Genomic DNA, 13,991 nt, shown 5'->3' on the forward strand with positions numbered 1-13,991 from the left:
GGTCGACCCGGGCCGTGGTCCGGGTACCGGAGAACCGTTTCCTCCTCTCGGGGCCAACCGGTGGAGGGACGATCAGGGCCGTGCGGCATCGCCGCACGGCCCTGTTTCGTCTCCTCCGCCTCCGAGTCCGCGGGCCCCTCCGGCACGCGCGGGCCGCGCGCCGGGGGACGGGCCGTGAGCCTGGCCGGCCGGGGCCGTACCGCTCCGCGGATGAGGCATGATCGGAGGATGTCTGATCGCATCATTGCCGCCTGTGACGGAGCGGCGAAGGGGAACCCCGGACCCGCCGGCTGGGGATGGGTCATCGCCGACGCCGAGGGACACCCGAAACGCTGGGAGGCCGGTCCGCTGGGGCGCTCCACCAACAACATCGGGGAGCTGACCGCGCTCCAGCGGCTGTTGGAGGCGCTGGAGCCCGGGACGTCCGTCGAGGTGAGGATGGACTCGCAGTACGCGATGAAGGCGGTCACCCAGTGGCTGCCCGGCTGGAAGCGCAACGGCTGGAAGACCGCCTCCGGCGGGCCCGTGGCGAACCGCGAACTCGTCGAGGAGATCGACGGCCTGCTCGCCGAGCGCGACGTGACCTTCCGGTACGTTCCCGCGCACCGCGAGGACGGCGACCACCTCAACGCGATCGCCGACCAGGCCGCCAGTGACGCGGCGCTCAGGCAGGAGGCGGCGGGCACGGCCCTGGGGAACACGGACCTGCCGGTACCGGCCCCCGCGGCGCCCGCACGGCGGGGAGCCGCCACGGCGAAGAAGCGATCGAGTGCGGGATCGGCTGCGGGCCGGGCGAGCCGGGGGAGCCGGGCCATCAAGGCGAAGTTCCCGGGCAGCTGCCCCTGCGGTGCGCCGTACGCCGTCGGCGACATGATCGCCAAGAACGGCAGCCGCTGGGGCCACGAGAGCTGCGCGGCCGCCGCCATCGGGGCCGAGGGCTGAGCAGGCCGGCCGCGGACCAGGGCGCATATCGAGAATATTTCCTAGATGATCGTCAGGCTGCCCGGCTACCGTGCGGGCATGGTGAATTTCGTGCTGGTTGCCGGTGCACGGCTCGGGGCGTGGGCGTGGGGCGACGTGGTGCCGTATCTGCGCGCGGCCGGCCACGGCGTCCATCCGTTGACGCTGTCCGGTCTTGCTGACAAGCGGGGTGTACCGGCGGGGCAGGCGACTCACGTCCAGGACATCGTTGCCGAGGTGGAACGCCAGGGTCTGCGTGACGTGGTCCTGGTGGGTCACAGTTACTCGGGCATCCCGGTAGGTCAGGCCGCTGAGCGGATCGGTGACCGACTGGCCCGCGTGGTATTCGTCGACTCAAGCGTTCCGGTTGACGGCGAGTCGTTTGTCTCCGCCTGGCCGGACGGCGGGCCGGCGGTGGAGGCGGCGATCGCCGAGAACGGGGGGTTCTGGCCGCTCGCGCCGGCTACTCATTACGACGGCGAGGGTCTCACCGAAGAGCAGATCGCACGCCTCGTGCGTGGCTCGACGCCCCACCCAGGTGCCACGCTGACCGAGCCCGCTGTGCTGTCGGGGCCGCTCGGTGAACTTCCGGCGACCTACGTCCTATGCGTGATGCCGGGGGCCGAGCCTGACGACGCCGAGCCCGACGAGGATGTGGCTGAGCTGCTGAACAGCGAGCTCTGGCGGCTGGTCACGATGGACACCGGCCATTGGCCGATGTTCTCCCAGCCGCGCGAGCTGGCGCAGATTCTCCTGGATGCTGCCGTGGAGTGAGGGCACCTCCATGTGGACTCGTTCTTCTACGGTGTCTACGGTCGGAACACGCGGAGGTGGGCGACCTCGAAGGCCATCTCGGACACTCCCGCCTCGGGTGCCGGGTGGTAGCGGCCTGCGCAGACCGAGAGGTTGACGATGAGATAGGCCCGCCAGCGCCGTCCCACACCGCGCCGGTCGGCGAAGACCTGCTTGCCGTTGACCCACCACACCACCGAGCGGGACCCGAATTCCACCGTGAGGTCGACCCAGCGGCCGTGGCCGACGGTCGGGTCCCGGTGGTAACGGGAGCCGCCCCTGACGTGGTTGGACAGTTCGAGGAGGTCGGGGTTGTCCGGGTGGTACTCGAAGACGTCGATCTCGTTGCCGCCGTCCAGCCAGGTCCAGATCGCGGGCCAGGCCCCGAGTTCGGCCGGCAGCCGTACGCGGGACTCCAGTACGTCGCCGGTCCGCACCATGAAGCCCTCCTCGCTGCCCTCGGTGGTCAGCAGCCCGGCGTTCCACTTGCCGTCCGGGCGGCGGACGGCACGGAAGGTGCCGGTGCGGCTGTAGAAGGGGTCCGGTACCAGGTGGTCCAGCTTGTTGTCGCCGGGGTTGGTGGGGCCGCCGTTCGGATAGGCCCAGGAACGGCCGGCGACCCACTGGCGGGTCGAGCCGAAGTCCGCCGTGAAGACCGGGGCCCGGGCGCTCGCCGGGCTGACGGCATCACCGTCGGGGGTGGTGGAGGTGGAACGTCCGAGGAGCCGTCGGATCCGGTCGAGAACCTGAGTGAGCACATCGCTCCTTCCCGAGAACGCGAGCCCTTGCAGCATGCCCGCCTGCCGGTGAATACATACCGGTCCACCGGTTTGTGTGCAGCCCGCCCCGCCGTGCGACGATCCGAGCGCCGGCTACTCGAACCGCGAGGTGTCGCCGGCCCCGCGACGGACGATCTCGGCGTCGCCGGAGGAGAAGTCGATGACCGTGGTCGGCTCGGTGCCGCAGTCACCCGAGTCCAGTACGGCGTCCACCTCGTGGTCGAGACGCTCCTTGATCTCCCAGCCCTGGGTCATCGGCTCCGCCTCGTCCGGCAGCAGCAGTGTGCTTGACAGCAGCGGTTCGCCGAGCTCCGCGAGCAGGGCCTGGGTCACCACGTGGTCGGGGATCCGGACGCCGACCGTCTTCTTCTTCGGATGCAGCAGCTGGCGCGGCACCTCCGAGGTCGCCGGGAGGATGAAGGTGTAACTGCCGGGAGTGGCCGCCTTGATGGCGCGGAACACGTTGTTGTCGATCCGTACGAACTGCCCCAGCTGGGCGAAGTTCTGGCACACCAGGGTGAAGTGGTGGCGGTCGTCCAGATCGCGGATCGAGCGGATCCGTCCGATGCCGTCCCGGTTGCCCAGCTGGCATCCCAGCGCGAAGCAGGAGTCCGTGGGGTAGGCGACGAGCCCGCCCGAGCGGATCATGCCGACCACATTGTCGATGGTGCGCCGCTGCGGGTTCTCGGGGTGCACGTCGAAGTATTTCGCCATCCGCCGAGCCTACGCGGTCGCCGGTACCGCCTTCGACCACGTCCGACCGCCTCCGAGCCCCGGCCGCTCCGGCGCCGCCGGGGCCCGGGCCCGGCCGCTCCGGACGCTTCCCGGCGGTTTCCGGGGGACGATGAGAGGTGACCGTGCGCCCCGGACCGCCCGGACGGGGCCGGGCCGGGGCGGGTGGCCGCCGGGCCGATGGTGCCGGAAGGGAGCATCGCCGATGGGTGCGATCGACGGGTCGGGGACCAGCGAGAGCCAGCCCGGCGCAGCCGGGATCGCCCCGCCGAGCGGCCTCCTCGACGTCCTGAACGTGGCCGCCGTTGTGCTCGACTCCGACGGCCGGGTCGCCCTGTGGAGCCCACAAGCAGAACAATTGTTCGGCTGGGCGGCGGACGAGGCGCTCGGCCAGCCCGCGGCCCGGCTGTTGGCCGACACGCAGCACGTCGGACTGGTGACGGAGCTGTTCGCCCGGGTCATGGGCGGCGCCGGAGACTGGGCGGGCGCCTTCCCGGTACGGCACAAGGACGGCAGCACACGCCTCGTGGAGTTCCGCAACATGCGGCTGCTCGACGATCGCGGCGACCTGTACGCCCTGGGCATCGCGACCGATCGCACCACACTGCGGCAGCTGGAGCGGGACCTCGCCCTCTCCGCCCGCCTCGTGGCCCAGTCCCCGATCGGGCTCGCCGTCCTGGACACCGAGCTGCGCTACGTCCTGGTCAACCCCACGCTGGAGCGGATCAACGGGCTGCCCGCCTCCGAGCACATCGGCCGGGGCGTCCGGGAGGCCCTGTCCTTCCTCGACGACACGGAGGCCGCCGAGTCGGCGATGCGCCAGGTCCTGGCCACCGGGACTCCGCTGCTGGAGCAGTTCACGGCCGGACGCACCCACGGCGGGCACCGCACCGAACACGCCTGGTCGGTGTCCTACTACCGGCTCGAGGACGCCACCGGACGGGTCCTGGGCCTGGCCACCTCGGTGGTCGACGTCACCCAGAGCCACCAGGCGGCCCTCGAGATCGCCCGCAGCCGCCGCCGCCTCGCGCTGATCGCGGACGCCACCGTCCGCATCGGCACCACCCTCGACCTCGACCAGACCGCCCGCGAGCTCGCGGACGTCGTCGTGCCCGAGCTCGCCGACATCGCCGCCGTCGACATCCTCGACTCGGTCCTCGAAGGGCGGCCCACGCTCAGGTCGTCGGCCCACGAGCCGGCCGTGTTCCGCGCCCTCGCCGTCGCCGCCGCCTATCCGAGCGAGGCCGTCCGCGCCGCGGACCCGCCGGGAGACATCGCCCGCTACGCCGCCGACCGGCTGGTCACCCGGTCCGTGACCACCGGCCACCCGGTCCTCGTCGCCCACGTGCAGGCCAGGGACATCTCCCGGATCGCTCGCGACAGCAACGCCGCCTCCCTCCTGACCCGCGCCGGACTGCGCTCCTACCTGGCCGTCCCGCTCATCGCGCGCGGCGAGGTCCTGGGCGCCCTGGACCTCAAACGCACCCGCAATCCGCTCCCGTTCAACGACGACGACATCGTGCTGGCCGGCGAACTGGCCGCGCGCGCAGCCGTGTGCATCGACAACGCCCGCTGGTACCGCAACGCCCACCACACCGCACTCGCCCTCCAGCACCACCTGCTGCCCCACCACCCGCCGCCCACACCCGGTCTGGAGGTGGCCTCCCGCTACCGGCCTGCCGCGGCCAGCAGCGAGATCGGCGGCGACTGGTTCGACGCCATTGCGGGACCGGACGACACCACCGTCCTCGTCATCGGCGACGTCATGGGCAGTGGGATCAACGCGGCAGCCAGTATGGGGCAGTTGCGCACCGCGACCCGCACCCTCGCCGAACTCGCCCTCGACCCGCCCCAGGTGCTCCAGCAGCTGGACCGCACCACGGCCGCCCTGGAGGAGACCATCGCCACCTGCGTCTACGTCGTCCACGACCCGCACCGCGCGCAATGCCGCATCGCCGTCGCGGGACACCTGCCTCCCGTGCTCATCCGGGCGGGCCACGCACCCCGGCTGCTCGACCTGCCCACCGGAGCGCCGCTCGGCGTGGGCGGCATCCCCTTCGAGGCGACCACCGTGGCCATGGCCCCCGGCGACCAACTGGTGCTCTATACGGACGGCCTGGTGGAGACCCGTGACCAGCCCATCGACGAGCGCCTCGGTCTCCTGCTGGACCTGCTGGCCGACACCGGGCGCCCGCTGGAGGAGACCTGCGACCGGCTCCTGGACTCCCTGCGCCGCCCCGACGACCACGACGACGTGGCCCTCGTCATCGCCCGCGCACGGTCCCTGACCCAGGACTCCCGTCTCGCGGCCGCGCCGGTACGGGCCTAGCCTGACCGTGTATGCCGACCCTGGTCCCCGTACCGCAGGAGGCATTGGTGAAAACGACGCAACTACGGCTTCGCCGGACCTGCGCGGCCACCGCCGCGGCAGGGCTGCTCCTCACCGGGGCCGTCACGGCCCCCGCCTACGGGGCGCCCACCCCCGGACCGTCCGCCTCGGCCACGCCCTCGCCGGACGCGGACGGGGAGTTCAAGCAGATCACCCCGGCTGTCGCGGGCCAGCTCGACGCCGCCGTGCGCCAGGTCATGCGCGAGGCACAGGTGCCCGGTGTGGTCGTGGGCCTGTGGGCACCCGGCAAGGGCAGCTACGTGAAGGCCTTCGGCGTGGCCGACAAGGCGACGGGCGAGCCCATGCGGACGGACTTCAACACGCGCATCGGCAGCCTGACCAAGACGTTCACGGTCACCGCCCTCCTCCAGCTGGTCGACCAGGGCAAGGTCGGCCTCGACGACCCGATCGGCGACTACATCTCCGGCGTGCCGAACGGCGGCGCCATCACCCTGCGCGAACTGGCCGGCATGCGCAGCGGGTTGTTCAACTACAGCGAGGATCCTGACTTCGACAAGGCGTTCACCGCCGACCCCGACCGCCCCTTCACCCCGCAGGAGTTGCTCGACTACTCCTTCAGGCACCCGGTGCAGTTCGCTCCGGACGCGAAGTTCCAGTACTCCAACACCAACCTGATCCTGCTCGGCCTGGTGATCGAGAAGATCACCGGCCGACCGCTCGCCGAGGTGGTCGACGAGGACGTCGTGGACCCGGCCGGACTGCGCCGGACCTTCTTCCCGACCGGCGCGGAGTTCCCCGCTCCGCACGCCCAGGGCTACACCGACCAGACCGCGTCGGGGAAGGTCGAGGTGTCGACGGACTGGAACCCGTCCTGGGCCTGGGCGGCCGGAGCGATGATCTCCGACCTCCAGAACCTGCGCAGCTGGGCCCGTACGCTCGCCACCGGCACGCTCCTGACGCCCGCGACCCAGGCCCAGCGCCTGAAGACCCAGTCGGTCGGCATCCCGGGCGCCGGCTACGGGCTGGGCCTCTTCGACGTCCAGGGCTGGATCGGGCACAACGGTTCGCTCCCCGGCTACCAGAGCCTCGCGGTGTACCTCCCGCAGGCCCAGGCGACCCTGGTCGTCATCCTCAACACCGACATCCTCCACGACGGCCAGGAGCCCAGCACGCTCTTCGGTGAGGCGATCACCTCCATCGTCACCCCGGACAACGTCTACCCCGGCCGCAAGCCGTCGGAGCCGAGGTCCGGCTGAGGGCCTGCCCGGCCCGCCCGGCCCCGCACGCCTGCCCGGCCCGCCCGGGCAGGCTGGGTCGGATCATCGGACTGTTAGGGTCCGTGCCATGCCCCAGCTCATCGCCCCCAGCCCCCACCTGCACGGAACCTGGATCGCCGCACGGGAGGAATGGGGACCCGATGCCCACATGGACGGTGCGGGGCTCGGCTCCGGCGACGACGTCGACACCCCGGAGGGCTTCGCGGCCTGGACACGAAAGCTCCGCCGGTACGCGGACCGCTCGGTGCCGGTCGACCACGGCCGCGTCCACGCGACGTACTGGTGGATCACCGAGGACGACACGTACCTCGGCGCCATCGACCTGCGCCACTACCTCAACGGCTTCCTCCTCGACGCCGGCGGCCACATCGGCTACGGCATAAGGCCCTCGGCCCGCAGGCGCGGCCTGGCCACCTGGGCCCTGTCCGCCGTGCTCCACGAGGCGCGGGTCCTCGGCATGGACCGGGTCCTGCTCACCTGCGACCCCGGCAACACGGGGTCCGTCCGCACCATCGAGCGCGGCGGTGGCGTGCTGGAGGACGTGCGCGAGACCCTGATCGGCCCCAAGCGCCGCTACTGGATCACCCTCTGAATCCTGCCGTGCCCGTGCCGCCGGCGTGCCGCACGGCCGTGGTGGGTCGATAGTGCGGCCGTGAGCGACTGGTCGCAGGGATCTGGTCCCGGCGGTGGCCCCCCGGAGGGGACCGCATGGTCCGGACACGCGGGTGCGCGGGCCTTCGCGGCGGTCGAGGGGGCCACGGACTGGCTCCTCGGCTATCCGTTCGTCCTGCGGGAACTGGCCGGGCAGTGGCGGAGCGGCGCCGCAGGAGCCCCCGCCGGCCGGGACGGCGGGGGCGTGTCCGCCCGCGATCAGGCGCCGCCCCTGAGGCGGTCGCGCTGGAGCTGGCGGGCGACGGTCCGGCGTACCGACGCCGGGCCCGACGCGGCGGCGGCCGGCTCCGGGTCGGTGTCGAGGCCGCGGCCGATCTCGTCGTACGCGGCCCTGAAAGCGGCGGGCAGTTCGCCGGCGCCCGTTCTCAGGTCTGCTTCGAGCAGGCGCCGCAGCTCGTCGGTGCTCTCCGGCGTGCGCACCTCGGGCTCGGCCGGATCGACCTGCTCGCCCATTCCGCCGGGGCCAACACCGCGATGCAGTACGCGGCCCGGCACCCGGACCGCGTCGGCCGGCTCGCCCTGATCACCCCCGGCACCCGTGCCGTCGGAACGGTGATCACGGGGAGGCCCGGCGCGAACTCGCCCTGCTGCGGTCGGGCGAGCCGTGGTTCCCCGCGGCCTTCGCCGCGCTGGAGGCGCTCATCGCGGGCACCGGCGGCGACCGCGAGGCCGTCGGGCCGTTCCTCTACGGCCGCTGGGACGACGAAGCCCGGCGCCACCATGCGGCGGGCAGCCCCGACAACCCGGAGGCGGTCGCCCTGTTCGGGGCCGACGGCGCCTTCGACCCGGAGGCCACCCGTGCGGGCCTCGCCGCCCTCCGCGCCCCGGTGCTCCTGCTCGCCGGAGAGTTCGACCTGAACAGCCCGCCCGGGTCGGTCGAGGCATGCGCGCAGCTGTTCCCCGACGCCACGCTCGTCGTGCAGCCGGGAGCGGGCCACTACCCCTGGCTGGACGACGCAGCCCGGTTCACCGCGGCCGTCGCGGCGTTCCTGGGATGACCGCGGGCGGCGGCCGGCCGGATTCCCCCCGGCCGGTGCCGCCGCCCGCCCCCTCTCCGAAGCAGCCGCCGCGTGCCGATTCCGCTACCAGAGGACGGGGAGCCGCTCCGGCAGGCGCTTCATGAACCGGGTGCGCCAGACGAGCTGGTCGAAGGGCACGGCCAGCTGCAGGCGGGGCATCTTCTCCAGCAGCACCTCGATGGCGATCTCCGTGTGCCGCTTTCCGAGCGCGGTGGCCGGGCAGTAGTGCGGTCCGCCGCCGAACGACAGGTGGGTACCGGCATTCGCGCGGTCGATGTCGAAGACGTGCGGGTCGGAGTACACGGCCGGGTCGGTGTTGGCGGCCTCTACCAGGACGAGCAGCAGTTCGCCCTTCTTCACCTCGACGTCGCCGAGGGTGACGTCCTCCAGCGCGAGGCGCGGCAGCCCGTCCGCGATCGACAGATTGACGCGCAGGAGCTCGTCCACCGCGGCCGGGATCTTCTCCGGGGCCTTGCGCAGCTGCTCCCACACGTCGGGGTTCTGCAGGAGCGAGACGATCGCCATGGTCAGGAAGCCCATGGTCGAGATGACACCGGCGCCGAACAGCGTGACGCCGACGACCGCCAGCATCTCGTCCGTCAGGTGCGCGTAGTCGGGATCCTCGCGCAGTGCGGCGAGCTCGGCCATCAGGCCGGTGGTGGCCGGGTCGTCGAGCCGCTCCACCATGTAGGCCATGTCGCGGTCCCAGTTGAGCTTGGCGCCCGTGACGGGGCAGGCCGAGTTCATGAACGCGATGTCGAGGCTTGCGGCCAGGCGCGGGGCGTCGGCCTCCGGAATGCCGAGGATGCGGCAGTGGAGGTTCTCCGCGTACGGATTGGTGAACCGGCCGCGCAGGTCGACGGGTGCACCGCTGCGCAGGAGGTCGTCGACGAGGCCGTTCGCCTGCTCGCGCATCCAGCCGGTGAGGTTGCCGGTCTTCGGGTTGATCGCCTTGAGCACGGCCTTGCGCAGGCCGGCGCCGGTGATGTTGCCCATGTTGTTGACGACCTCGGGTGGGATCGTCAGCGCGTACTGCCGGGGCACGCCGGGGGCCGAGGTGTCCTTCAGGCTGAAACGCGGATCCTCGAGGACCTGCTTGCAGAGCGCATGGGACGAGACCAGCCAGGCCTCGTCGCCCGCAATGGTGCGGACGCGCTTGACCGGCTCACTCCGCAGCTGCTCGACCTCGGCCGGGAGCTGGTCGCCGCGCGCGGAGAACGGGAAGTCGAGGAGGGTGTCAGCGGGCATCGGAATCTCCTTCGGCGGGGGTGATGACGGCGTGGCCCTGGTTGCGTGAGGCGCGAAGCCCCGAGCCGCGCGAGTAGAGCAGTTCCGCCATGGGCAGGAGCTGGTGGTAGCAGTTGAGGGAGGAGGGCACGCCCAGGATGGCGGGCGTGTCCAGGAACAGCGGCGCCTCCGCGCAGACGTATTCCAGGCAGACCTCGCGCTGACGGGCGGTGGCGGCCTTCCCGTTCAGCACCTTCGAGGAAAGGAACGCATCGACAAGGGAGTTGCAGGTCTCGCGGAACTCCGCATCGATGTCGAGCAGGTTGATCAGGTGGCTGTGGAGTGTGCGGTACGCCGGGATGTCGGTGAGGGAGGACATCGGGCGCGCCCGGAGGCGGACACCGGTGGGATCGGCCTCGGCGGCGGCGTTGTTGACCTTGGCGCGGACTCCGCGCAGGTTCTTCACCGCCTTGCGGCGTGCTTCGTCCTCGCCGTATCCGAGGGCCTCGTACATCTCCGCGACGTGCATGTCGGTGTAGATGAGGTCGACCTGCGCGAAGTTGCGCATGCCCCACTGGGCGAGATCGAGGACACGCTGTGCTGAGAAATAGCTGTTGCCGGGCGAGATGCCGATGACGGCGTGTTCGCCCTCGTCGTTGATCACCTGGCAGTGCGGGGTGTATGGCCGGACTGTGAAGACTTCGGTCGCTGTCGTCAACAGGGGTCGGGTCCTTTGCGCCGCAAGTCCCGTGGGGCCCTGTGCCCCGGGTGTGGCGGCGACGTGATGGAAGGTACCCGAACTCTGAGCGACGTTCCATGTCTTCTGGGTAGTAACTCATCTGGCGGACAGACCAGTTGACCTGGGCATCCTTCGCCGGTCCGAACGGCCGCCCGGCCGTGTGGCGCATGATGGGGGCCACCCCGTTCGCCCGACGACACACCGGAGGCCGGCCGATGAACCGACCGTCTCGCCGCGCCGTGCTGGCCGCCGGGCTCGGCGCCACCGCGACGGCGCTCGCCGGGTGCTCGCGGCACCCCCGCCCCGTCCGGCGGCTGCGGCTCGCGACGGGTCCGGAGGGCGGACCGTACAACGCCTTCGGCAAGGCACTCGCGCTCGCTGTCGGGGCGAGCGGCCTGCCGCTGGAGATCGTCCCCGTCAGTACGGCGGCGAGTGTGGACAACCTGCGCGGCCTCGACGAGGGATCCGCGGAGCTGGCCCTGGCCATGGCGGACGCCGCCGAGGACGCCGTCCTCGGGCGGGACTCCTTCCCCACGCCCGCGGCGGGGGTGACGGCGCTGGCCCGCGTCTACGTCAACTACACCCACCTCGCCGTCCCGGCCGGCGGCCCGGTCCATGCGGTGGCGGACCTCGCCGGGCGCCCGGTCGCGGCCGGGGCACCGGGCTCGGGGGTACGGGTGGTCGCCCAGCGGGTCCTGCGGGCGGCCGCACCGGCCGGCGGAGCCGCACCGGCCGACGAACGCCCCCTGGGCCTCGCCCCGTCGGTCGTCGCGCTGCGCGACGGCGCGGTCGATGCGCTGTTCTGGTCCGGGGGCGTGCCCACACCGTCCCTGTCCGCACTGGCACGCGAACTGCCCCTGCGCTTCCTGCCGCTGGACGCCTACGTGGGGCCGCTGCGGGCCCGCCACGCACCGGTCTACACGGCGGTCACGCTGCCGGCCGGGGTCTACGGGCTGACCGAACCGGTCGGCACCATCGGTGTCGGCAACTACCTCCTGGCCCGTGCCGACGTGGCCGAGGGCGTCGTGCGGGACCTCTTGCGGGTGGTCTTCGACCGCTGGCGCGACCTCCTGCGGGAGGTGACCGCCGGTGCCCGCCTGGAGCCGCGCTTCGCCATCTCGACCGGACGCGTCCCCCTCCACCCGGGCGCGGCTGCGTACTACCGAGCGGTCTACGGCTGAGGCGCCCGGCCGGTCCAGGCCGTCACCTCCCCGGGCCGCTCCGTTCCGGGGACCGGCGGAGGCGGCGATGCCTCAGCAGGGTGCCCGGCTCCAGGGTCTGCGTCGGGCCGGGCATCAGGGCTGCCGCACCTCCGGCCCGCGCACCGGCCGGGAGTCCTGGGCCGGCGGCAGGCACAGACGCGCGACCAGGCCGCGTGGGGCGTTCGCGGCGAGTTCGAGGCGGCCGGCGCTGACCCGGGCGATCTCGTCGGCGATGGCCAGGCCCAGCCCGCTGCCGGGGACGTTCTGGTGCGCGGGGGAGCGTGCGAACCGCCGCAGCAGCAGATCCAGTTGCTCCTCGGGCACGCCCGGACCGTCGTCCGCGACCCGGACCAGCGCGCTTCCGTCCGCCTGCCGGGAGGCCTCCACCGTGACGTGTCCGCCGGACGGCACGAACTTGACCGCGTTGTCCAGGAGCGCGTCCAGGATCCGGCCGGCTGCGTCGGGCAGGGCGTGCGCCCACAGGCCGTCCGGTACACCGGCGGCCGACAGTTCCAGCCCCGCCGCGCGGAAGACCGGGTCCCAGGCCACCACCCGGTGCCGTACCGCGTGCGACACGTCCTGGTCCGTCGGCTCGGCCGTGCCGGACTCGACGCGCGCCAGCGCCAGCAGACCGTCGAGCAGTTCCTCCAGGCGCTCCGCCTCGTCCAGGGCGCGGGCGTGCTCGGCGAGGCCCGGTCCGGGGGCGATGTGCGGTTCGACGTTCTCCAGCTGTAGCACCAGCGTCGCGAGCGGATTGCGCAGCTGGTGGGAGGCGTCGGCGACGAAGTCGCGCTGCCGGCCGATGGAGTCGGCCACGGCCTCGGCCATGGCGTTGAAGTGCTGCCGCAGGCGCCGCAGTTCGGGAGGGCCGGTGTCCGATCCGGCCCGGGCCCGCAGGCTGCCGGCCGCCAGCCGTTCCACCGCCCGGTCCAGGTCCAGGAGCGGCCGCACCAGCCAGCGGGCGATTCCCGCGGCGACCAGGGCGGCCGTCGCGAACGCGGCGAGCGCCCCGGCGGCGATGAGCGTCCAGCGGACCGTGACGTCCCGGCGGGCGGTATCGGTGGGGACCGCCAGCAGGACCGCGCCGCTGACGCGCTCGTCGCGGCCCACCGGCTCGGCGAGCACGACGGTCCCCGGCCCCCACGGGCGCAGGGTCGGGAGCCGGTCGGTGGAACGGCCGGTCAGTGCCCGCCCGAGCGCCTCCGCCACCCCGGCGCCCGGCGCCGCCCCGGCCCGCGCCGACGTCGCGCCGGCCGAGTCGACCACCACCACGCCCGCGCCGTACAGCTCGGCGTACCGGCCGATCTCGGCCGCCAGCTCCGCCCGGTCGGCCTCGGTACGCATCCGCTCCGCGAGGCCGGCGAAGCGCACGGCCTCGGAGCGCCGCTGGAGCAGCAGATGCTCGGTCCGACCGCGGGCGTACCCCTCGGCGAACGGGAGGCACAGGAGCAGCGCCGCGACCCCCATGAGCATCGTCAGAACGGCGAGGAGCCTGCGCCTCACCTCACCGCTCCCCGCCGAGCTGGTAGCCGTACCCGCGGACGGTACGCACGAGTCCGGATCGGCCGGTCTTGGCGCGGATCCCGGCCACGTGGACGTCCAGCGAGCGCGAGGCGGCGAGGAAGACGTCGCCCCAGATGCGGTCCAGGATCTCCTCGCGGGAACGCACCTCGTCCGGTCGGGCGGCCAGGAGGGCCAGGACGTCGAACTCCCGCCGGGTCAGTCGTACTTCGGTACCCGCAACGGTGACCGTGCGGCTCGCCGGATCCACCTCCACATCGCCGCGGCGCACCGTGCCCGTTCCCGTGTCCGGGGCGACGCGGTCGACGTGTGCATCGGTGCGGCGCCGGACGCTGTCGATCCGAGCCATCAGCTCCGCCATCCGGAAGGGCTTGACGACGTAGTCGTCGGCGCCCGCCCGCAGCCCCTGCACGACGTCCCGCTCCTCGCAGCGCGCGGTCACCACGATCAGCGGCACGCCGCACACGGTCCGCAGCCGCCGGAGCAGCTCTATCCCGTCCAGGTCGGGCAGCCCGAGGTCGAGCAGGACGAACTCGGCCTCGCGGGCGTGGCGCAGTGCGTCCTGGGCCCGCGCGACCCGGCGGACGGTGTGCCCGCGCCGGACGAGCGCGGTGCCCAGCGCCCGGGCCATCCTGTCGTCGTCCTCGACGAGGAGAGCGTGCATGGGAAAGCCCCCTCCGGACGGGCGGTGCGGCGCGCGCGACCGCGGCCCCAGGCTACC

12 protein-coding genes and 1 pseudogene are annotated in these 13,991 nt (G+C 72.7%); 7 read left to right on the forward strand and 6 right to left on the reverse strand.

Going from position 1 to position 13,991, the window contains the following annotated elements:
* Positions 1–228 precede the first annotated feature (228 nt).
* Both R4Z63_RS31475 and R4Z63_RS31480 read left to right on the forward strand, forming a co-directional pair.
* The gene (locus R4Z63_RS31475; protein ID WP_384453801.1) at positions 229–942 is read left to right on the forward strand and encodes a ribonuclease H family protein; all 714 of its coding nucleotides are present in this window, start codon (positions 229–231) and stop codon (positions 940–942) included.
* 78 nt (positions 943–1,020) lie between these two features.
* Positions 1,021–1,734, forward strand: a complete 714-nt coding sequence (locus R4Z63_RS31480) for an alpha/beta fold hydrolase (RefSeq protein WP_384453833.1) — start codon at positions 1,021–1,023, stop codon at positions 1,732–1,734.
* Positions 1,735–1,769: 35 nt separating this feature from the next.
* Here R4Z63_RS31480 and R4Z63_RS31485 read toward each other — a convergent pair whose 3' ends face one another.
* Both R4Z63_RS31485 and R4Z63_RS31490 read right to left on the reverse strand, forming a co-directional pair.
* Positions 1,770–2,510: a LamG domain-containing protein gene (locus tag R4Z63_RS31485; RefSeq protein WP_384453804.1), complete on the reverse strand. Its 741-nt coding sequence runs from the start codon at positions 2,508–2,510 to the stop codon at positions 1,770–1,772.
* A 114-nt stretch (positions 2,511–2,624) separates the two neighbouring features.
* Complete coding sequence (locus tag R4Z63_RS31490) at positions 2,625–3,245, reverse strand: L-threonylcarbamoyladenylate synthase (RefSeq protein ID WP_037917382.1); 621 nt, start codon at positions 3,243–3,245, stop codon at positions 2,625–2,627.
* Positions 3,246–3,468: 223 nt separating this feature from the next.
* Here R4Z63_RS31490 and R4Z63_RS31495 point away from each other — a divergent pair, with 223 nt between their 5' ends.
* The 4 genes and pseudogenes from R4Z63_RS31495 to R4Z63_RS31510 all read left to right on the forward strand — a co-directional run bounded on the left by R4Z63_RS31495 (position 3,469) and on the right by R4Z63_RS31510 (position 8,560).
* On the forward strand, positions 3,469–5,592 hold the full coding sequence (locus tag R4Z63_RS31495) for a SpoIIE family protein phosphatase (protein ID WP_037917385.1): 2,124 nt from the start codon (positions 3,469–3,471) through the stop codon (positions 5,590–5,592).
* Positions 5,593–5,603: 11 nt separating this feature from the next.
* A complete protein-coding gene (locus R4Z63_RS31500; RefSeq protein WP_052030165.1) occupies positions 5,604–6,869 on the forward strand; it encodes a serine hydrolase domain-containing protein in 1,266 nt (421 codons plus the stop codon).
* An 88-nt stretch (positions 6,870–6,957) separates the two neighbouring features.
* Positions 6,958–7,482 (forward strand): GNAT family N-acetyltransferase, encoded by a 525-nt coding sequence (locus R4Z63_RS31505; protein ID WP_384453809.1) that lies wholly within the window; start codon positions 6,958–6,960, stop codon positions 7,480–7,482.
* Between the two features lie 305 nt (positions 7,483–7,787).
* Positions 7,788–8,560 (forward strand): annotated as a pseudogene (locus R4Z63_RS31510) (alpha/beta fold hydrolase).
* Between the two features lie 84 nt (positions 8,561–8,644).
* On the opposite strand, the gene R4Z63_RS31515 reads toward R4Z63_RS31510, so the two are convergent.
* Positions 8,645–9,829 (reverse strand): cytochrome P450, encoded by a 1,185-nt coding sequence (locus R4Z63_RS31515; protein WP_384453811.1) that lies wholly within the window; start codon positions 9,827–9,829, stop codon positions 8,645–8,647.
* Positions 9,819–10,526, reverse strand: coding sequence for a cyclodityrosine synthase (locus R4Z63_RS31520; protein ID WP_384453814.1), 708 nt, complete (start codon positions 10,524–10,526; stop codon positions 9,819–9,821). The genes R4Z63_RS31515 and R4Z63_RS31520 overlap by 11 nt, the downstream gene beginning before the upstream one ends.
* Before the next feature lie 236 nt (positions 10,527–10,762).
* Here R4Z63_RS31520 and R4Z63_RS31525 point away from each other — a divergent pair, with 236 nt between their 5' ends.
* Positions 10,763–11,728 (forward strand): TAXI family TRAP transporter solute-binding subunit, encoded by a 966-nt coding sequence (locus tag R4Z63_RS31525; RefSeq protein WP_384453817.1) that lies wholly within the window; start codon positions 10,763–10,765, stop codon positions 11,726–11,728.
* A 114-nt stretch (positions 11,729–11,842) separates the two neighbouring features.
* On the opposite strand, the gene R4Z63_RS31530 is transcribed toward R4Z63_RS31525, so the two are convergent.
* Complete coding sequence (locus R4Z63_RS31530) at positions 11,843–13,252, reverse strand: sensor histidine kinase (protein WP_384453819.1); 1,410 nt, start codon at positions 13,250–13,252, stop codon at positions 11,843–11,845.
* A gap of 1 nt (position 13,253) precedes the next feature.
* Positions 13,254–13,934, reverse strand: a complete 681-nt coding sequence (locus R4Z63_RS31535; RefSeq protein ID WP_384453822.1) for a response regulator transcription factor — start codon at positions 13,932–13,934, stop codon at positions 13,254–13,256.
* Positions 13,935–13,991: the final 57 nt, after the last annotated feature.

The sequence above is a fragment of the Streptomyces sp. PL-29 genome (assembly GCF_058344425.1).